This window comes from Bradyrhizobium sp. CCGUVB14 (assembly GCF_024199935.1).
Classification (GTDB): Bacteria; Pseudomonadota; Alphaproteobacteria; order Rhizobiales; family Xanthobacteraceae; genus Bradyrhizobium.
In genome coordinates this window covers 5,832,500-5,850,397 of sequence record NZ_JANADS010000001.1, presented here as the reverse complement: position 1 = coordinate 5,850,397, position 17,898 = coordinate 5,832,500, and the positions used below count along the sequence as shown (strand labels likewise).

The 17,898-nt window shown below is 64.4% G+C and carries 19 protein-coding genes; 10 read left to right on the top strand and 9 right to left on the bottom strand.

Translation table 11 applies throughout. From position 1 onward, the window contains the following. Window positions 1–77: 77 nt before the first annotated feature. Window positions 78–1,211 carry a glycosyltransferase family 4 protein gene (locus NLM32_RS27310; RefSeq protein WP_254131913.1) on the bottom strand — a complete coding sequence of 378 codons (1,134 nt, stop codon included), beginning with the start codon at window positions 1,209–1,211 and terminating at the stop codon, window positions 78–80. Between the two features lie 202 nt (window positions 1,212–1,413). Here NLM32_RS27310 and NLM32_RS27305 point away from each other — a divergent pair, with 202 nt between their 5' ends. After that, window positions 1,414–3,672, top strand: coding sequence for an exopolysaccharide transport family protein (locus NLM32_RS27305; RefSeq protein ID WP_254131912.1), 2,259 nt, complete (start codon window positions 1,414–1,416; stop codon window positions 3,670–3,672). A 206-nt stretch (window positions 3,673–3,878) separates the two neighbouring features. Here NLM32_RS27305 and NLM32_RS27300 read toward each other — a convergent pair whose 3' ends face one another. Continuing rightward, the gene (locus NLM32_RS27300) at window positions 3,879–5,060 is read right to left on the bottom strand and encodes a GNAT family N-acetyltransferase (protein WP_254131911.1); all 1,182 of its coding nucleotides are present in this window, start codon (window positions 5,058–5,060) and stop codon (window positions 3,879–3,881) included. Window positions 5,061–5,189: 129 nt separating this feature from the next. Here NLM32_RS27300 and NLM32_RS27295 point away from each other — a divergent pair, with 129 nt between their 5' ends. After that, window positions 5,190–6,233, top strand: coding sequence for a polysaccharide deacetylase family protein (locus NLM32_RS27295; protein WP_254131910.1), 1,044 nt, complete (start codon window positions 5,190–5,192; stop codon window positions 6,231–6,233). On the opposite strand, the gene NLM32_RS27290 is transcribed toward NLM32_RS27295, so the two are convergent. Further along, window positions 6,223–6,444, bottom strand: a complete 222-nt coding sequence (locus NLM32_RS27290) for a DUF2842 domain-containing protein (RefSeq protein WP_254131909.1) — start codon at window positions 6,442–6,444, stop codon at window positions 6,223–6,225. The two genes, NLM32_RS27295 and NLM32_RS27290, sit on opposite strands and share 11 nt — an antisense overlap. Before the next feature lie 96 nt (window positions 6,445–6,540). Here NLM32_RS27290 and NLM32_RS27285 point away from each other — a divergent pair, with 96 nt between their 5' ends. Beyond that, on the top strand, window positions 6,541–7,623 hold the full coding sequence (locus tag NLM32_RS27285) for a COX15/CtaA family protein (protein WP_254131908.1): 1,083 nt from the start codon (window positions 6,541–6,543) through the stop codon (window positions 7,621–7,623). A 41-nt stretch (window positions 7,624–7,664) separates the two neighbouring features. On the opposite strand, the gene NLM32_RS27280 is transcribed toward NLM32_RS27285, so the two are convergent. The 5 genes from NLM32_RS27280 to NLM32_RS27260 all read right to left on the bottom strand — a co-directional run bounded on the left by NLM32_RS27280 (window position 7,665) and on the right by NLM32_RS27260 (window position 11,842). After that, window positions 7,665–8,009, bottom strand: a complete 345-nt coding sequence (locus NLM32_RS27280; RefSeq protein WP_254131907.1) for a hypothetical protein — start codon at window positions 8,007–8,009, stop codon at window positions 7,665–7,667. Window positions 8,010–8,117: 108 nt separating this feature from the next. After that, the gene (locus NLM32_RS27275; protein WP_254131906.1) at window positions 8,118–8,792 is read right to left on the bottom strand and encodes a class I SAM-dependent methyltransferase; all 675 of its coding nucleotides are present in this window, start codon (window positions 8,790–8,792) and stop codon (window positions 8,118–8,120) included. Window positions 8,793–9,008: 216 nt separating this feature from the next. After that, on the bottom strand, window positions 9,009–10,286 hold the full coding sequence (locus tag NLM32_RS27270) for an O-acetylhomoserine aminocarboxypropyltransferase (RefSeq protein WP_254131905.1): 1,278 nt from the start codon (window positions 10,284–10,286) through the stop codon (window positions 9,009–9,011). 127 nt (window positions 10,287–10,413) lie between these two features. Beyond that, window positions 10,414–10,998, bottom strand: coding sequence for a CoA-binding protein (locus tag NLM32_RS27265; RefSeq protein WP_254131904.1), 585 nt, complete (start codon window positions 10,996–10,998; stop codon window positions 10,414–10,416). Window positions 10,999–11,017: 19 nt separating this feature from the next. After that, the gene (locus NLM32_RS27260; protein WP_254131903.1) at window positions 11,018–11,842 is read right to left on the bottom strand and encodes an enoyl-CoA hydratase; all 825 of its coding nucleotides are present in this window, start codon (window positions 11,840–11,842) and stop codon (window positions 11,018–11,020) included. A gap of 86 nt (window positions 11,843–11,928) precedes the next feature. Here NLM32_RS27260 and NLM32_RS27255 point away from each other — a divergent pair, with 86 nt between their 5' ends. From NLM32_RS27255 to NLM32_RS27230, 6 genes are all read left to right on the top strand, one after another. Further along, on the top strand, window positions 11,929–12,357 hold the full coding sequence (locus NLM32_RS27255; protein ID WP_254131902.1) for a PaaI family thioesterase: 429 nt from the start codon (window positions 11,929–11,931) through the stop codon (window positions 12,355–12,357). Window positions 12,358–12,515: 158 nt separating this feature from the next. Then, window positions 12,516–12,980 (top strand): 50S ribosomal protein L13, encoded by a 465-nt coding sequence (gene rplM / locus NLM32_RS27250; RefSeq protein ID WP_008137961.1) that lies wholly within the window; start codon window positions 12,516–12,518, stop codon window positions 12,978–12,980. Between the two features lie 2 nt (window positions 12,981–12,982). After that, window positions 12,983–13,462 (top strand): 30S ribosomal protein S9, encoded by a 480-nt coding sequence (gene rpsI, locus NLM32_RS27245; protein WP_254131901.1) that lies wholly within the window; start codon window positions 12,983–12,985, stop codon window positions 13,460–13,462. A 229-nt stretch (window positions 13,463–13,691) separates the two neighbouring features. Continuing rightward, window positions 13,692–14,912: a GGDEF domain-containing protein gene (locus tag NLM32_RS27240; protein WP_254131900.1), complete on the top strand. Its 1,221-nt coding sequence runs from the start codon at window positions 13,692–13,694 to the stop codon at window positions 14,910–14,912. A gap of 57 nt (window positions 14,913–14,969) precedes the next feature. Continuing rightward, on the top strand, window positions 14,970–15,206 hold the full coding sequence (locus tag NLM32_RS27235; protein WP_254131899.1) for a hypothetical protein: 237 nt from the start codon (window positions 14,970–14,972) through the stop codon (window positions 15,204–15,206). Between the two features lie 100 nt (window positions 15,207–15,306). Then, on the top strand, window positions 15,307–15,603 hold the full coding sequence (locus NLM32_RS27230) for an antibiotic biosynthesis monooxygenase (protein ID WP_035673823.1): 297 nt from the start codon (window positions 15,307–15,309) through the stop codon (window positions 15,601–15,603). A gap of 7 nt (window positions 15,604–15,610) precedes the next feature. On the opposite strand, the gene NLM32_RS27225 is transcribed toward NLM32_RS27230, so the two are convergent. Further along, window positions 15,611–16,744 (bottom strand): AI-2E family transporter, encoded by a 1,134-nt coding sequence (locus tag NLM32_RS27225; RefSeq protein ID WP_254131898.1) that lies wholly within the window; start codon window positions 16,742–16,744, stop codon window positions 15,611–15,613. A gap of 279 nt (window positions 16,745–17,023) precedes the next feature. On the opposite strand from NLM32_RS27225, the gene NLM32_RS27220 reads away from it, so the two are divergent. After that, window positions 17,024–17,797 carry a gamma-glutamyl-gamma-aminobutyrate hydrolase family protein gene (locus NLM32_RS27220; protein ID WP_254131897.1) on the top strand — a complete coding sequence of 258 codons (774 nt, stop codon included), beginning with the start codon at window positions 17,024–17,026 and terminating at the stop codon, window positions 17,795–17,797. Window positions 17,798–17,898: the final 101 nt, after the last annotated feature.

The window sequence follows — 17,898 nt, the reverse complement described above, 5'->3', positions numbered from 1 at the left end:
GCGCCCCGGGCAAGCATCCCCTGGCACTTCGATTATCGGACAAATCGGAAGATTCTCTAAAGCAGGCTTAAGGATAGTTAATGATTTGCAAATGCGTCGCGGTAACCCGCGAGCACGCCGTCGACCATCGCCTGCTGGGAGAAATGCGCCGAGATGCGCTCGCGCAGCGAGGTCGCGCGTTGCGCGGTTCCTTGCGGATTGTCGAGCGCGGCCGCGATCGCTTCGGCCATGGCTTCGGCGTTGCTCGCCGCGAACAGGGCCGGGCTCTCGGATCCGAAGATCTCGGGAATGCCGCCGACACGCGCCGCGATCATGGGGATGCCGGCTGCGCCCGCCTCGATCACGACATAGGGCATGGAATCGCCGCGCGAGGGAACGACCAGCAGCCGTCCCTTGGAAAAGCCGTAACGCGCCTTGACGTGGCCGATGAAGCGGATCGCGTCCGTCAGGCCCAGCCGTTCGACCTGCGCCTTCAACGCCGCCGTCTCCTCGCCGTCGCCGCCGAGCGTCAGCGTGACTTTCTTGCCGCCTTCATGCAGCCGGGCCACCGCATCGATCAGCAGATCGGCGCCCTTGATGTGCCGGAACTCGCCGACATAGGCGAGATCGGTGGCGTCGTCCGTGATGGCGACGGGCTCGAACTCCTCCGGCGTCACGCCGTTGAAGACGCAATGCACCACGCCCTTGGGCGTGCCGACGATGCGCTGATAGGTGTCGCGGGCAAAGGCACTCTCGAACAGGAACAGGTCCGTCGCTTCCATCAGCGTACGCTCGAGCCGCGCGTAAAACTCGCCCTTCAGGGTGTTGAGGGGATAGTGCAGCGAGCCGCCGTGCGGGGTGTAGATGCGGATGGTATCGTCCGCGCGTCGCCGCATGCGCACGAAGGCGCCGGCCTTGGCGCCGTGGCCATGCATGATGTCGGGCTTGAGTGCGGCGATCAGGCGGCGCATCCGCAGCCACACCAGAAAATCCTCCGGCGAGGGCTCGCGGCGGATCGCCAGCCGATGCACGCCGAGCTTCAGCCGCGGCGCGAGTTCGGCCAGCGCTTTGTCCGCACGTTCGCCGCCGGTGAGGCTGTCGGCCAGAATCCCGACATGATGGCCACGATCGACCTGACCGTTGGCGAGGTCGAGGATGTGCCGGAAAATGCCACCGACGGGCGCGCGTACGGCGTGCAGGATGCGAAGCGGCTGGTCGGGAGAGGGGGGCATGATCACAACCAGCGCTCGACGGCGAATGCCGAACAATGTTCTCGAAATATCGAGAGGGATTAAGGGCCCTCGTGGTTAACAAACGGTGACGAGCGCGCGTGCGCTGCCCGCGGGACGGTGCGATTAACCCAGCGGCAACCTTAATGGAGTGTAATCGGCCCCATTGAGGTACACGAGTGGCGTTGCCCTGCGGGAGTGTTCGATGCGTTTAGCGTTCTGGCGTGCCGGCAAGGACAGGGCCGTCATCGAGCGGGCCGTTTCGAAGGCCAAGCACGAAGCCAAGCCTGAGACCAAGCCTGAGACCAAGCCTGAGACCAAGCCCAGGGTTGAAGCCAGGCCCGCGCCGGTCGTTGCGCAACCCGCGCCAGCCGAATCCGGTGACATCGATCTGCACGCGCTTGGCGGCGCGCTCGCGCGCAAGCGTGGCTGGATCATCGTGCCGACGGTGCTGGCGCTCGTCGCATCCGTCGCCATCGTCAATCTCATCACGCCGCGCTTCAAGTCCGAATCGCGCATCCTGATCGACGGTCGCGAGAACGTCTTCCTGCGGCCGAGCAGCGACCGCAGCACCGAGGAGCGGCAGGCACTCGACCCCGAGGCCGTCACCAGCCAGGTGCAACTCGTGCTGTCGCGCGACCTCGCGCGCGAGATCATCAAGAAGAACAAGCTGGCCGAGCGTCCCGAGTTCGATCCGGTGCTGCAGGGCGTTTCGCCGCTGAAATCGCTGGCGGCGATGTTCGGCATCGGTCGCGACCCGTTCTCGATGACGCCGGAAGAGCGGGTGTTGGATGCCTATTACGATCGCCTGCAGGCCTACGCCGTCGACAAGTCGCGCGTGATCGTCGTCGAATTCCAGTCGCAGGATCCCGAGCTCGCCGTGCGCGTCGCCAATTCGATCGCCGACGGCTATCTCGTGCTGCAGCAGAACGCGCGGCAGGACCAGGCCCGCAACGCCAGCCAGTGGCTTTCGGGCGAGATCGAGAACCTGCGCAAGAAGGTCTCTGACGCCGAAGCCAAGGTCGAGGACTTCCGCTCCAAATCGTCGCTGTTCGTCGGTACCAACAACACCACGCTGTCGAACCAGCAGATGGGTGAGGTCAACACCCAGCTCAACAATGCGCGCGCCATGAAGGCTGACGCCGAGTCCAGGGCCCGGCTGATCCGCGAGATGCTCCAGAGCGGCAAGCCGATCGAGGCTTCGGAGGTCGTGAACTCGGAGCTGATGCGGCGCTTGTCGGAGCAGCGGGTGACGCTGCGCGCCCAGCTCGCCGAACAGTCGTCCACGCTGCTCGGCAATCACCCGCGCATCAAGGAATTGAAGGCGCAGCTTGGCGACCTCGATGGTCAGATTCGCGACGAGGCGGCCAAGATCTCGCGCTCGCTTGAAAATGACGCGCGGATCGCGGGCGGCCGGGTCGATGGTCTGACCGCCAGCCTCGAGCAGCTCAAGAAGCAGGCGACCTCGACCAACGGTCAGGACGTCCAGCTCCGTGCGCTCGAGCGCGAGGCGAAGGCGCAGCGCGACCTGCTCGAGACCTATCTCGGCAAATATCGCGAGGCCAGCACCCGCGAGAGCATCGATTCCGCGCCGGCGGAAGGCCGCATCATCTCGCGTGCCATCGTTTCCAACACGCCGGCCTATCCGAAGAAGCTGCCGATCGTGCTGATCGCGACGCTGGCAACGTTGCTGCTCTCGTCCGGCCTCGTCGTCACCGGTGAGCTCTTGCGCCAAACCGCGCCGCGCGCCATCGCCACGCTCGCGCCGGCGGTGGTTCGTCAGGAGCCGGTTGTCGATCAGGTCGAGATCGAGCCGGCGCCGCTCCAGCCATCGATGACGGCCAATGCCGATGTCAGCGAGTTCGCCGAGATCGGGCAGCTGGCCGAAAGCCTGATTGCCGCAGGAGCGGGGGCGAAGAAGGTCACCGTGCTCGGCACCGCATCGGGCGACGCCATCACGCTGTCGACGCTGACGCTCGCCCGCCATCTGGCGCGCGACGCGCGCGTCGTCGTGGTCGATCTTGCCGCATCCTCGCCGACGATTGCCGCGGTGTCTGTCGATCCGACGGCGCCTGGTCTTGCCGAGTTGATGCAGGGGCAGGCCTCGTTTGCCCAAATTATCACGCGCGACAAGCTCTCGCGGCTGCACCTGGTCATGGCCGGCCGGCCCGGCTTCGATCGCAGCCTGCTTCAGTCACCGCGAGTGACGCTGGCGATCGATGCCTTGCTTCGCGCCTACGACCACGTGCTCGTGGACGCCGGCAGTGCCGAAGACTTGCCTGCGGAGCTGCTGACGGCGAATGCCCGCGCCGTCGTTGTGCCGGATCCGTCGATGGACGCGGATGCCCGCATGCTGATGTGCGAGCAGCTCAAGGCCGTCGGCTTCAGCGAGGTGACAATGCTGAGCCGGCCGGTGCAGCCATCCGATGCCGGCGAGACGCCGCCGCGCGTGGTGGCGGCGTAGACTTCTTGCTCCCTCCACGCGTTCGGAATCGTAGGGTGGGCAAAGGCGCATTTGCGCCGTGCTCACCACCTTTCAATGATTGCGTCTGACGGGGGTGGGCACGCTTCGCTTTGCCCACCCTACGGCATTTGAGTTCGAGGTTGGGCACCGCTCATCTCCCGCAAGAGGAGAGGAGAAGGGAACGGCATCTCGCGAGTGGGTGGATTTTACCCGAACGCCTGCCGTAGCCGTCGCGCCAGGTCGAACAGCATCTGGTTCTGCTTGACCAGGCGCTTGCCGTGGTTGAGCGACGACATTGCCATGGCTGCGAGCTTGCCGCGCGAGGTCAGGGGCACGAAGCTGTCAAAGATGTCCTCGTCGTCCTTGCAGAACATGCGCTTGTACTCGTCCGTGCCGATGCCGAGGTCGAGCGAGCGATAGCCGCGCTCGGCGTAGCGGTCGATGATGTAGCGCATCAGGATCAGGCCCGGGCTGTAGCGGGCGTGCTCCGACATCGTGTAGGTGTTGAACATCGTCGAGAAGCGCTGGCCGTCGGCGACGCCGGCGAAGATCGCGATCACCTCGTCGTCGCATTCGAGCGCGTGGATGTCGATGACACGGCCTTCGCCGCGCGGGGCGAGGCAGGCGCTGCGGATGAACTGTTCGACACCTGGCTCGGCGAAGACGTTCGGCAGCTTCTGCTCCGCCATCCGGACCGGCTTGACGCGGAAGAACCAGTCGAGCAGGCGGGTGACGTCCGCGTCCGTCGTGGCAAGGTGGTAGCGATAGCCGGCGAGCGTCTGGAGTTTCTTTTCCTTGCTCTTCAGCCGGCGGCGGAAGGAGTTGCTGATGCGGGATGCGGGCGCGCCGCCCGGCTCCATCGCCAGCAGCGGGCAGCCATTGATCGCGCTCTGCTGCGGCAGCAACGCAAACGGGTTCTGCTGGTCGTGCCAGCGCTTCGGCTGCTGCGTCAGCGCGAGCACGTCGACCTGGTCGTGCAAGGGCGCGAACAGCACGTCGAGATCGGCGGTCACTGCCTGTGCAGCGAACTCGGCGTTCCACAGCCCCATGTTGAACGTCGTGTGCTTGCCGCCCATGAAGCAGGCCGTGCGCACACCGTGGGCCTGGCGCAGCGCGAGCGGAAGCAGCACGAGCGGGGCCTGTTCGGCGTCGCGGGCGATCACGACGAGTGGGCGGGCGCCTTCGCGTTCTCCGACCGATCGTGCCCATGAGCCCAAAAGATCGAACCGCTGATAGGGCGTGAAGAGATGACCGGGCTCCTCGAGGGCGCGCCAGACCGCCTCGATCTCTGCGATATCGCTGATGAGGTCGACATGCGCGATACGGCTCGCTTTCGACCGCGCTGGCGATTCTGCCGTCCGGCTTTGCATCGCCGCAGCCATGGTCATTCGCGAAACCTGTCGAGAAAACGAAAAATACGTATTTCGGCCCGTGGCCGACCTTTGCAAATAAATGTCAACAAAGGGTAATGACTATGGCTGAGGGAACAGGCCGCCGGCGAACGCGAAGGTGGGATATTGGCATCCGACGACAGATGGCTGGGGCGGTTGCGGCTCGAACTGGCCTGGTTCACGGGGCAGCCCTTGCTGCGCAGCCGTGGCGCAGGTGCAATCCTGCGTTTCGAACGTGTGCGACCGCGGCGGAGCGGCGCGTTCCAGCCGCTGCGCCGGAACGAGATCACGCCGCAATTTCTCGATCGCACCATTCGCGCGCTGAAGCGCTGGAATTATGATTTTCTCGGCATGGACGAGGTCTGCCGGCGCGCGGTGACGCTGCCGGAGAAGCGGCGCTTCGTGGCGCTCACCTTCGACGGTGTGCCGAAGGACTTCATCAGCTTTGCCTATCCGGTGTTGGCGCGCCACGCCGTGCCGTTCACGCTCTATGTTCCCACCGCCTTTCCCGATGGCGTCGGCGAGGCGTGGTGGCTCGGGCTCGAGCAGGTGATCGCGCGCGAGAGCCGCATCAATCTGATGATGGGTGACAAGGAGCAGCGCTTCACCGTCACGGATCGTGCCCGCAAGCAGGCGCTGTTTTCGCATCTCGAGAATTGGTTGCGCTCGCTGGCGCCGGCGGATCTATCAGCCGCGATCGCCGATCTCTGCACGCGCCACCGGATCGATCTCGCTGCACTCTCGCGCGAGGCGTCGATGGATTGGGAGGATCTGGCCAAGTTGGCTGCCGATCCGCATGTCACGATCGGCAGTGCGACCGTGAACTATCCCGTTCTCGCCAACATGAAGGACGCTGCCGCACTGCGTGAGATGACGATGGGCAAGGCGGTGGCCGAAGCGTCGTTCCGCCGCGAAATCCGGCATCTGGCGTTTCCGTTCGGCGACCGCGCCTCGTTCCGGCGCAGTCACGTCGTGATGGCGGAGGAGGCCGGCTTTGCCAGCGCGGTATCGACCATCCCGGGCATTGTGGACGCAGAAGGGCGGACCAATCTGCGCGCACTGCCGCGGATTTCCTGGGACGGACGGGTGCGCTCGTTGCGCATGATGCGCGCGCTGGTGTCCGGCGTTGCCTTTGCGCCGGTGAAACCGACGGGCAGCGTTACGAGCTAGTCTTGGCGCGGTCCGGCCGCTGCATCCAGCTCACGATCGGCATGGCGGGCAGCACCCAGCCCATGCCGACCACCACGTAGTAGATCGCCTGACGCCAGCCGGACTCGGCGATCCACGGCATCTGCGCCGCGGCCATGCCGAGCAGGGCCCAGACCGTGGCCAGCACCAGGAGCAGGATGGCGCCGAGGAACTTGCGGGTACGGATCGTCATGGCGGAGACTTGCGGCTTTCGCGTAACTTGCGCTGCGGGAGCGGGGGACTATAAGGGGCACGCAGTCCGGTTCAAGTCTTGGTTTTAACCCCTGAAATGACGACGATTTCCGCCCCGACGAACCCGCATCGCGCCGTACGCTGGTGGCTGATCTCCGTGGCCGCCCTGATCGCGCTGATGGTGCTGGTCGGCGGCGCGACGCGGCTGACGGAATCCGGTCTCTCGATCGTCGAGTGGAAGCCCGTCACCGGCAGCGTTCCGCCGCTGTCGGAGGCGCAATGGACCGACGCCTTCGAGGCCTACAAGAAGATCCCGCAATATCGCGAGCTCAATGCCGGGATGTCGCTGTCCGAGTTCAAGCAGATCTTCTGGTGGGAATGGAGCCATCGGCTGCTCGGCCGCTTCATCGGCGTCGCCTATCTGCTGCCGTTCCTGTTCTTTCTGTGGCGCGGCGGTCTGCCCGGCGAGTTGAAGCGGCGGCTGTGGCTGCTGTTCGCGCTGGGCGGTCTCCAGGGCGCCGTCGGCTGGTGGATGGTGGCGTCAGGGCTGTCCGAGCGGGTCGAGGTGTCGCAATATCGGCTGGCGACGCATCTGGTGCTGGCGCTGCTGATCTTTGCCGGCATCGTCTGGACGGTGCGGCGGCTCGCGGATCGGCCGCAGCTAGCGGTCCCGGCGCGGCTGCGGTTCACGAGCGCGGTGCTGGTGATCGTGACCTTCATCCAGATCTATTTCGGTGCGCTGGTCGCGGGCCTGCGCGCCGGACGCGCCTACAACACCTGGCCGCAGATCGACGGCGCCTTCATTCCGTCTGCGGAACGGCTGTGGTTCGAGACGCCCTGGTGGCGCAACATGTTCGACAATGTGCTGACGGTGCAGTTCGAGCATCGCATGACGGCTTACCTGCTTTTCACGCTGGCGGCGCTGCATGCGTTTGATGCGGTGCGTTCCCGCGCGGGCTCGGCGGCGAGCGGTGCGCTCTGGCTGTTCGCGGCCGTGAGCGTCCAGGCGGTGCTCGGCATCCTCACGCTGCTCAACCAGGTGCCGATCGATCTCGCGCTCTCGCACCAGGCGGTCGCGATCGTGGTGCTCACGCTTGCGGTGATGCAGGCGGAACGGCTCGCTTCGAAGCAATCGGCCGAGGTGCAGTCGCGCGTCATTCCGGTCGGTCAGCCCGGCTGATTGCCATCAGCCCGGCTGATTGCCATCAGCCCGGCTGATGATCAGCAATAGCCGTAGATGCCGCACGAGTAGGGCAGGCGCCAGAAATAATCGACCTGCTTCCCGCCGTAATACGCGCCCTGATAGTCGTAGTCCCACGGGCGGCCGTAGTAGCCCGGCAGTGTATGCGAGCCCGGCAGCAACGGCGTACCCGGCAGGTTGCTGATATAGCTGCCGATGCCATAGGCCGGCGAGATCAGTGCGTCCGGATCGGTCTCGACGTAGACTTGGGGAGGATCCTTAGGCGGCGCGGCGGGCCGCCGCTTCGGCGTGGCAGGCAGGTCGGCGGCAACGGCGGCTGAAACCGTCAGCATCACTGCCAGGGCAGGCACCATCCAGCGCAGCATTGTCGGCTCCGAATCAAAGGGGCGATCCAAAGACGATGTATGCGACAGATGTGGTTAATGACTGTTAACCGCCGACCATTCAGGGGCGCGCTTTCACGCACTCCCTGATCAGGCAGGGAACGTCCTGACGGGGGTGACGACCGCGTCGAATTGAATGCTCACCCTGTTCTTCAGAACGTGCTGGATGACCTCTGTTTCCGACTTGTCGAAAAACTCATCCCAGTTCGCGGCTTGACCGAACTCTCTGGCGAAATCGATCTCGGCGAATTTTCCGAGGAAGAGGGCCGTGACGTCAGAGTCATTGTTCTTCGCGAACACATGCTTCTGTCCCGACTTCTTCATGTACAGGCCGATCATGCGGAGCGCCTTGTAGACCAGCGTGCTGTCGTGAAACAGCACGATGGCGTCGCTCTTCACCAGTGGAAGCGTCCACAGGAAGTCCCTGAAGCAGGCGATGTCGGTGTGCTCGCCGTCGATGAAGGCGATATCGAAGCTGTGTTCCGCCCCCTGGACCGAATCGACCGAGCCGTCGAACGTCGTCAGCTTGGACGTCGGAATGCCACGAGACACCAGATTGTCGATCATGGTCTGGTGCGTGATACCGGAATAGTCGTATTTGGCGCCCCTCTCGTCCGGCTGTTGCCGCCCGCGTTCATCAATTGAAAGCACCGCCTTGCAGGCGGGATCCAGCAGAAACGGGGTCAGGCTGCCGCCGAGATAGGAGCCGATCTCGACGTAAGAAAACGACCCCAAAACTCTCTTGGCGAGAGCGATGGTCTGCAACAAGAACCTTTTATCGTGAGCGCTTGTTTGCGAGGGAATTGGGAAAAGCGTTCCGATGTCCGGCACGGCGATATTCATGGCCATCCTTGTGCAGTCGCGATCATGACGCTCGGTGAGTCCGAGGAGCGTTGATCGACGATAGCGGCGGAAGCTGGCGCGGAGCCTTCGCCAAGGCGCCGCGCCAGATCCCGGTGCGGATGGATGGTTTGGAGTTCGCTACGCCAGCGCCTGCTCCAGGTCTGCGATCAAATCTTCCTTGTCCTCGATGCCGATCGAGAGCCGGACCACGTCGGGGCCGGCGCCGGACTTGACCTTGGCAGCGTCGTCGAGCTGGCTGTGCGTGGTCGAGGCCGGGTGGATGACCAGCGAGCGGGTGTCGCCGACATTGGCCAGATGCGAGAACAGCTGCAGCTTCGACACCAGGCTGACGCCGGCGTCGTAGCCGCCCTTCAGGCTGAAGGTGAACACGGCGCCCGCGCCCTTCGGGGCGTATTTGCGCGCGAGCTGGTTGTACTTGTCGCTGGCAAGACCGGCATAGTTCACGGAGGACACCGCTGGGTGGCCGGCGAGGAATTCGGCGACCGCCTTGGCGTTGTCGCAGTGCTTCTGCATGCGCAGCGGCAGCGTCTCGATGCCGGTGAGGATCATGAAGGCATTGAACGGCGACAGCGCAGGCCCGAGGTCGCGTAGGCCCAGAACGCGGCAGGCGATGGCGAAGGCGAAATTGCCAAACGTCTCCTGGAGACGGATGCCGTGATATTCCGGCCGCGGCTCCGACAGCATCGGATATTTGCCGCCGGTCGACCAGTCGAACGTGCCGGCATCGACGATGATGCCGCCGAGCGAATTGCCGTGGCCGCCCAGAAACTTTGTCAGTGAGTGCACGACGATGTCGGCGCCGTGGTCGATCGGGCGGATCAGGTAGGGCGAAGCCAGCGTGTTGTCGACGATCAAGGGCACGCCGGCCTTGCGCGCCACCGTCGAGATCGCTTCGATATCGGTGATGCTGCCGGCGGGATTGGCGATGGACTCGATGAAGATCGCCTTCGTGCGCGGCGTCACCGCGCGCTCGAAGCTGGCGATGTCATCGGGATCGGCCCACACCACGTTCCAGCCAAAACTCTTGAACGCATGCGCGAACTGGTTGATCGAGCCGCCATAGAGTTTTCGCGCCGCGATGAATTCGTCGCCGGGCTGGAGCAATTGCTGCAGCACCACGACCTGTGCAGCATGCCCCGAGGCCACGGCAAGCGCGGCAGTGCCGCCCTCGAGCGCGGCCACGCGCTCTTCCAGTACCGCATTGGTGGGATTTCCGATGCGGGTATAGATGTTGCCGAATGCCTGCAGGCCGAACAGCGAGGCGGCGTGGTCGGCATCGTTGAAGACGAACGACGTCGTCTGATAAATCGGAGTCGCGCGCGCACCGGTGGTCGGATCGGGCTGTGCACCGGCATGCACGGCGAGGGTCGAAAATCCCGGAAGGCGATCGCTCATTGGGGCGTCCTGTTCTTGTGGTCTGAAATCGCGCGGCATGCTGATCGGCGTCGCGGCTGCCGTCAAGCTGCCGCTTCACACGTCGGCGCTACGCATTGTCACGTTCGTGCAATGGAAATGTATTGCGTCAGCTTTGTTCGGTCTTGTTCTTCGCGGCGCGATCGGAGGCTGCGGTGTCGCCACCGCCGACACTCATCCGATTGAGGGATAGACGCATGCCCTGCGTCGGCGCCGGCGGGCGTTTGGAGCTGAGCGTGCGCGAATTGACGCCCATCCAGGAAATCTCGGACGACAGCCGGCCATATTCGATCTTGGGGCAGCGGTTCATCACGACCTTGATGCCCGCGGCCTCGGCCTTTTCCGCCGCTGCATCGTCACGCGCGCCAAGCTGCATCCAGATCACTTTCGGCAGCGGATCGAGCGTGAGGGCTTCGTCGACGACGGGCATGATGTGGCTGGAATTGCGGAAGATGTCGATCATGTCGATGGGACGTCCGATGTCGCGGAGCGAGGCGACGAAGGGCTTTCCGAGTAGCTCCTTGCCGACGTGACCGGGATTGACCGGGATCATGTCGTAGCCGCGCTGCGCCAGATATTTGAACGCGAAATAGCTCGGCCGCACATTGACCGGCGAGGCGCCGACCATCGCGATCGACTTCACGCTGTTGAGGATGCTGCGGATGTAATTGTCGGGATAGGCGTCGTGGTTCATCTGGCGTCTTTTCTTGTTGTCACTCATCCCGCCATGACGGCGTGCGCTTCTCGATGAAGGCGCCGATGCCTTCCTCGGCGTCGCGGGCCATCATGTTCTCGGTCATCACCTCTGCCGCATAGCGATAGGCATCCGCAAGGCTCATCTCGGCCTGGCGGTAGAATGCCTCCTTGCCGAGCTTGACGGTGTAGGCCGACTTCAGCGCGACCTGTTGCGCCAGCGCGATCGCGGCGTCACGCTCGGTACCGGCTGCGACCACGCGATTGACGAGGCCGATCTCGCGGGCCCGCACAGCCGGGACCGGCTCGCCGGTGAGCAGCATCTCCATTGCCTGCTTGCGCGGCACGTTGCGCGACAACGCCACCATCGGCGTCGAGCAGAACAGGCCGATGTCGATGCCGGGGGTGGCGAAGCTCGCCGCGTCCGAGGCGATCGCAAGGTCGCAGCTCGCCACGAGCTGGCAGCCGGCCGCGGTCGCGATGCCCTGGACGGAAGCGACCACCGGCTTCGGCAGGTGCAGGATCGCCTGCATCACCGCGCTGCAGGCATTCATGGTCTCGGCGAAGAAGGCGCGGCCGCGATCGGGGTCGGTGCGGCGCGCGGTCAGCTCCTTCAGGTCGTGACCGGCCGAGAAGGCGGGACCGTTGGCCGCAAGCACGACGCCGCGGATGGACTTGTCGTTGCTGATGTCATCGAGCGCGGCATGCAGGCTTGCGATCATCGCGCGCGACAGGCTGTTGCGCGCGGCCGGCCGGTTGAGGGTCAGCACCGCGATGGGGCCGACCATTTCGCGCAGCAGAATTGGCGGTTGCGGGGAGGGGGCGCGGGCGGCCTGGGTGGACATCAAGGCGTTTCCGGTTGGATTATTGCAATTGGATGATGCAGATAACCTAATGTAACAGGTCACGTGAAGCGAGGGTGGGGAACAGCATGGCGTTAGCGAAAATGAGCGTGGCGGAGGTCGAGCAGTTTCTCCGTGCCGAGTTTCCCCAAGCGTTCGGCGGCGACGACATCACGATCGAGAGCGCGGACGGCCAGACGTGCCTTTTGCGCCAGAGCTACAGCGAGCGGATGCTGCGGCCGGGTGGAACCGTGTCCGGCCCCACGCTGATGGCTCTGGCTGATTTCGCCATGTACGTGGTGCTGCTGTCGGCGATCGGACCGATCGGGCTCGCGGTGACCACCAATCTGAACATTAACTTCCTGCGCAAGGGGCAGCCGGGACAGGACGTGCTGGCGGAGGCTCGGCTGCTTAAGCTTGGCAAGCGCCTCGCGGTCGGGGAGGTCAAGCTCCTCTCGGGGACGTCGCCCGATCCGATCGCCCATGTCACATCGACCTATTCCATTCCAAACGTTTGAGCTTTTCGCAGGTAATATAACACCATATTTTTAAATAACTGATTTTATTGATGTAATTTACGCTGCCGGGCATTGACCGTTGCATGTCTCTTCTCTAGAAACCCGCCCAGTCCGGTGCGGTGTTCGCGCCGCTATTCCCCGTCCACGGAAACTCTGACATGAAAACCTTTTCGGCAAAGCCGGCCGAGGTGACGAAGAAGTGGGTGCTGATCGACGCCAAGGGTCTGGTCGTCGGCCGTCTCGCCACCATCGTTGCCATGCGTCTGCGCGGCAAGCACCTCCCGACCTACACCCCGCACGTTGATTGCGGCGACAACGTCATCATCATCAACGCCCAGCATGCTGTCCTCACCGGCCGCAAGCGCGAGCAGAAGACCTACTACAAGCACACCGGCTATGTCGGCCACGTCAAGGAGCGCACCGCGCGCCAGATCCTTGAAGGCAAGCATCCCGAGCGCGTGCTCGAGAAGGCCGTCGAGCGCATGATCCCCCGTGGTCCGCTCGGCCGCGTCCAGATGGGCAACCTCCGCGTCTATGGCGGCGCTGATCATCCGCACGAGGCCCAGACGCCTGAGAAGATCGACATCGCCAAGTTGAACCGCAAGAACACGAGGGCCGCATAATCATGGCCGAATCCATTCAGTCGCTCGACCAGCTCTCGCAGCTCAAGACCGCGGCGGCGCCCGATGCGCCCAAGCACGAGAAGAAGGTCGACAAGTTCAACCGCGCCTATGCCACCGGCAAGCGCAAGGACGCGGTCGCTCGCGTCTGGATCAAGCCGGGCGCCGGCAAGGTCACGGTCAACTCGCGCGAGGTCGAGGTCTATTTCGCTCGTCCCGTGCTGCGCATGATGATCGAGCAGCCGTTCTCCGTGGCCGCGCGTTCCGGCCAGTACGACGTCGTCTGCACCGTCGCCGGCGGCGGTCTGTCCGGTCAGGCCGGTGCTGTCCGCCACGGCATCTCCAAGGCGCTCACCTATTTCGAGCCCGAGCTGCGCAGCGTGCTCAAGAAGGGCGGCTTCCTGACCCGCGACTCGCGTGTGGTCGAGCGTAAGAAGTACGGCAAGGCCAAGGCCCGCCGGTCCTTCCAGTTCTCGAAGCGTTAATCGCTTCGGTCACATTCGCTGCGAAAGCAGCTTCAATGATAGGCAAAAGGGCGCTGATTTCAGCGCCCTTTTTGTTGTTCGTTTGTACGCAAATTGAAGACGAGTTTCCCGAAAACTTGGGCCCCGATGAAAACCTGAATGGAACTCGCGGGACATAGCGTCGCATCTGGAAGGGCGCGCAAATCGGATGTGCCGATCGCGTAACTGCTATGTTCAAGAGGGGGCCGACATGATGTCGCTCGATAGCATCACGCTCTATTTGGTCGCCACGATGGTCGCTGCACTGCTCGGCGCCATGATGGTGTTTTTCGGCAGACAGGAGAACAGCCCCGCGCTGAAATGGTGGGGCACCGCCTATCTGCTCGGCGCGGCCTCCGTCGCGCTGTGGACTGCGACCGGCGACAAGCTCGGCCCGCACCTTTATCTCGCACTCAATGCGGTGGGCTTCGTCGCTTGCGGCATGGTGTGGAATGCGGCGCGCGTCTTCCACGGCCGCAAGCCGAACTGGCCCGGTCTCGTGCTCGGCGCGCTCGCCTGGATCGCGACGGTGACGCTGCTCGATCCCGCGGCGTCGATGCTGCGCATGATCATCGGCGCCGGTATCGTCTCCGTCTATGCGGCGCTGACCGCGAGCGAGCTCTGGGTCGAGCGGCGCAAGAGCCTGCAACGGCGCTGGCCGGCTTTCGTCGTGCCGGTGATGCACGGCTGCGTGCTGATGCTGCCCATCCTGCTCGGCAGCTTCCTGCGTCCGAACGATGCCGGCTTCTCCCACAGCGTCTGGGTCACCGTGTTCGCGGTCGAGCTCGTGCTCTATGCCGTCGGCACCGTGTTCGTGATCTTCATGCTGGTGTCCGAGCGCACGGTGACTGCGCACCGCACCGCTGCGTCGACCGATCCGCTGACCGGCATGCTCAACCGCCGCGGCTTCTCGGAAGCCTGCGCGCGCATGATCGAGCGCGAGGCCAAGGGCGGCCGGCCCGTCACCGTGATGATCTTCGACATCGACCATTTCAAGTCGATCAACGACCGCTTCGGCCATCCTGCCGGTGACGAGATGCTGAAGCTGTTCTCGACCGTGGTCGTCAACAATCTCCGCATCTCGGACCTGTCGGGCCGTATCGGCGGCGAGGAGTTCGCAGCGCTGCTGCCTTGCGCGCTGGAGGAGGGTGTGCTGGTCGCCGAGCGCGTGCGCGAAGCATTCGAGACGTCCGGCATCGCGGTCGATGAAGGCCCGGTCGACACCACCGTCAGCATCGGCGTGGCCGGCGGCCCCGCCGGCACCGAGCTCGAGGTGCTGCTGGCCTCGGCCGACACCGCGCTCTACCAGGCCAAGCGCGGCGGCCGTAACCGCGTCGAGGCTGCGGAGGAGCTGCCGTTGTCGCTGGAGAACTGGCGCCGCCAGAGCGCCGCGCGGATCGGTGTATCCAAGACACAGCCGGCGACGGCCTGAGGCGAAAGGGTCGCGCGGTAATCCCCTGTTTACCATTCGGTTCCTACCATTGCAGGTATGGAATCGATCCGTCGACAGAACCCGCAAGCTGCCCTGATGTCGCTCGAAGCTGCTGCGGCGTCGGCTCGCGGCGGCTTCGCCTGCCTGTTCTCGACCGCGGACGAATACGAGACCGCGCTGATCGCCGAGCGCCGTGCCCAGGGGCGCTACACGCAGGACCGCGGCTATTGGCCGGTCGCATTGTTCATCGGTTGTACGCTGATCGTCCTCGGCACCGCGCTGCTGTTTGCCTGAGAGCGCCGCATTTTCGACCGGGCAGGGCGCCGTTTCGGCGCCTTTTTCTTTGGCCCCGGCTGCGGTAGACACGGCCGCCAAACAAAAAGGGTGGAAACCGATGATCACCGAGATCGCGCAAATCGACGTCAAGCCGGGCAGCGAGAAGGATTTTGAGGCCGCCGTCGCCAAGGCCAAGGCCGCCTTCGGCCGCTCCAAGGGCTTTCACGGGTTCGAGCTGCACAAATCGATCGAGAAGCCGCAGCGCTACCGCTTGATGGTGAAATGGGCGACGCTGGAGAACCACACGGTGGATTTCCGCGGCTCCGAGAATTTCACGGAATGGCGCGGGCTGGTCGGTCAGTACTTTGCCTCGCCCCCGGAGGTCGAGCACACCGAGACCGTGCTGACGACCTGAGCTTGCTTTACGCTGCCTCTGCGAGAGGCGGCGCCTCGTACGTCTTGAAATGGTCGATCATGACCTTGGCGATGGCGACGAGTGGCAGCGCCAGCGCCAGGCCCCAGATTCCGAAGACGACGCCGAGCAGGATCTGGAACGCAAACAGCGTGGCCGGCGGGATGTCCAGCGCCTGGCGCTGCAGGATCGGCGTCAGCACGTAGCTCTCCATCGCATGGACGCCGAGGAACAGGATCAGCGCCGACAGCGCCGGAATCCAGCCCGAGGCGAGGCTCGCCAGCACCACGACGACACCGGCGATGATGGCGCCGACGGTCGGGATGAACGCAAGCAGGCCGGCCTGGATTCCCAGGATGAACGAGCCGGGGATGCCGATGATGGCAAGCCCGATCCAGGTCACCACGCCAACCGCGATCATCACGATGATCTGTGCGATCAGCCAGCGCTCCAGCGTCTCGCCGATGCGGTCGACGATGAGCGTCGCGCGGATGCGATGCCTGGCCGGGACGAGAAACAGCAGCCCGTCGTGATAGACGCCGGGCTGCGCGGCGAAGGCCAATCCCAGGAACAGCACGATAAAGATGTTGCCGACGGCGCTGATCGCACCGAACAGCAGCTTGAAGGTCTGGCTGACGATCGCCCCGCCGCTGGAGGCAAGTGCGCCCGCGCCCGGCAATGGGCCGTGTGAGGTCTGGTTCGCGGCCGGCACCGTGTCACCAGAGGACGAGGCGGCGGAGCTGGCATTGCCGAGATCGAAGACGCTGGTGTCGATGCCGTGGTTCTCCAGGAACGACCTGACATGCGATATCTGCGACTTGATGGTGTTGCTGAGCACCGAGGCCTGCTCGGCGATGGTTGCGCCGCCGAGATAGGCGACGCCTGCGAGCAATGCCGCCAGCACGATGCAGACGATCGCGAGCCGCGCCGCATGCGGCAGCTGAACGCGGCGACCGAGCGCATTGGTCAGCGCGTTGAGGCCGACGCCGAGCAGCATGCCGGTGAAGATCAGGAGCAGGGTGGCGGCAAAGTACCAGGTGAAGACCAGCATCGCCGTGAACAGCACGACCCCGATGCCGCCGACTGTGATCGCCCAGGCGAGATCGGAGCGGGTTTTGGGTTGGTCATCTCTGGAGACGGTCACTTCTTGTCCTTTCCGGAGTGGCCAATTCGGCGTGGCCAACACTTCGGCGTAGCTGCGACGCACTCTTTGGTGAAATCCGGCTGGGGATCAAGCCGGGCCAATGCGCCGGATTGAAGCGCCCTCGGACCCCAGGGCCAACGCCTTGGGTCCGCCGGGGTGCCCCGAAGGGGCGCATTTGCGCGAAAAATTGCATTGCCGTCCCGCGAACCCTTCTGTTGAATTTGTTCCATCCGAGGGGCATGTTTGGAGAATCTTTTTCGCGGGAGGTCGGAACGGGAGATGAGAAAGCCGGTCGTCGGTGTGATCGGGAACGCCCATCGCGTCGAAAATCGATTTCAGGTCCAGATGGTCGGTGAGCGCAATTTGCGCGCCGTGGCCGAGGTCTCCGGCGGCTTGCCGGTGATGTTCGCGGGGTCGCCCGACATCACCGATATCGCCGCACTGCTCGACGCCGTCGACGGCATCGTGCTCACCGGGGCCCGCGCCAACGTGCACCCGACCCGCTTCAACGTCGACCCCTGCGAGAAGCACGAGCCCTACGACATCCATCGCGACGAGGTCGCGCTGGCGCTCTCGATCGCCTGTGTCGCCCGCGGCATTCCGTTGTTCGGCATCTGTCGCGGCTTGCAGGAGATGAACGTCGCCTTCGGCGGTTCGCTGCACCCCGAGATCCGCGAGATTCCCGGCCGCATGAACCACCGCATGCCCAGGCTCGAGAATGGCGAGATCCATCCCGATCCGACCGTCGTGTTCGCCGACCGTCACGACGTCGACCTCACGCCGGGCGGTGCGTTCGCAAAGCTGCTCGGCTGCGAGAAGATCCGGGTCAATTCGCTGCACGGGCAGGGCATCCTCGATCCCGGCAAGCGGGTGCTGATCGAAGGTATCGCCGAGGACGGCACCATCGAGGCGATCCGCATCGCGGAAGCGCCGACCTTCGCGCTCGGTGTGCAGTGGCACGCCGAATACGACCCGCAGCGGAATCCCATCAACCGCAAGCTGTTCGAGGCGTTTGGCGAAGCGATGGTGGCGAAGCAGAAGGCGGCGGCGTAGGCCGATCTTTTGGCCGCAGGCACCGCGAACGCAGCAGAGCCAGACACTCTGCCGCGTGCTATTTTGTTGCTTTGAATTTTTTCAAACTGGAATTGCGCACG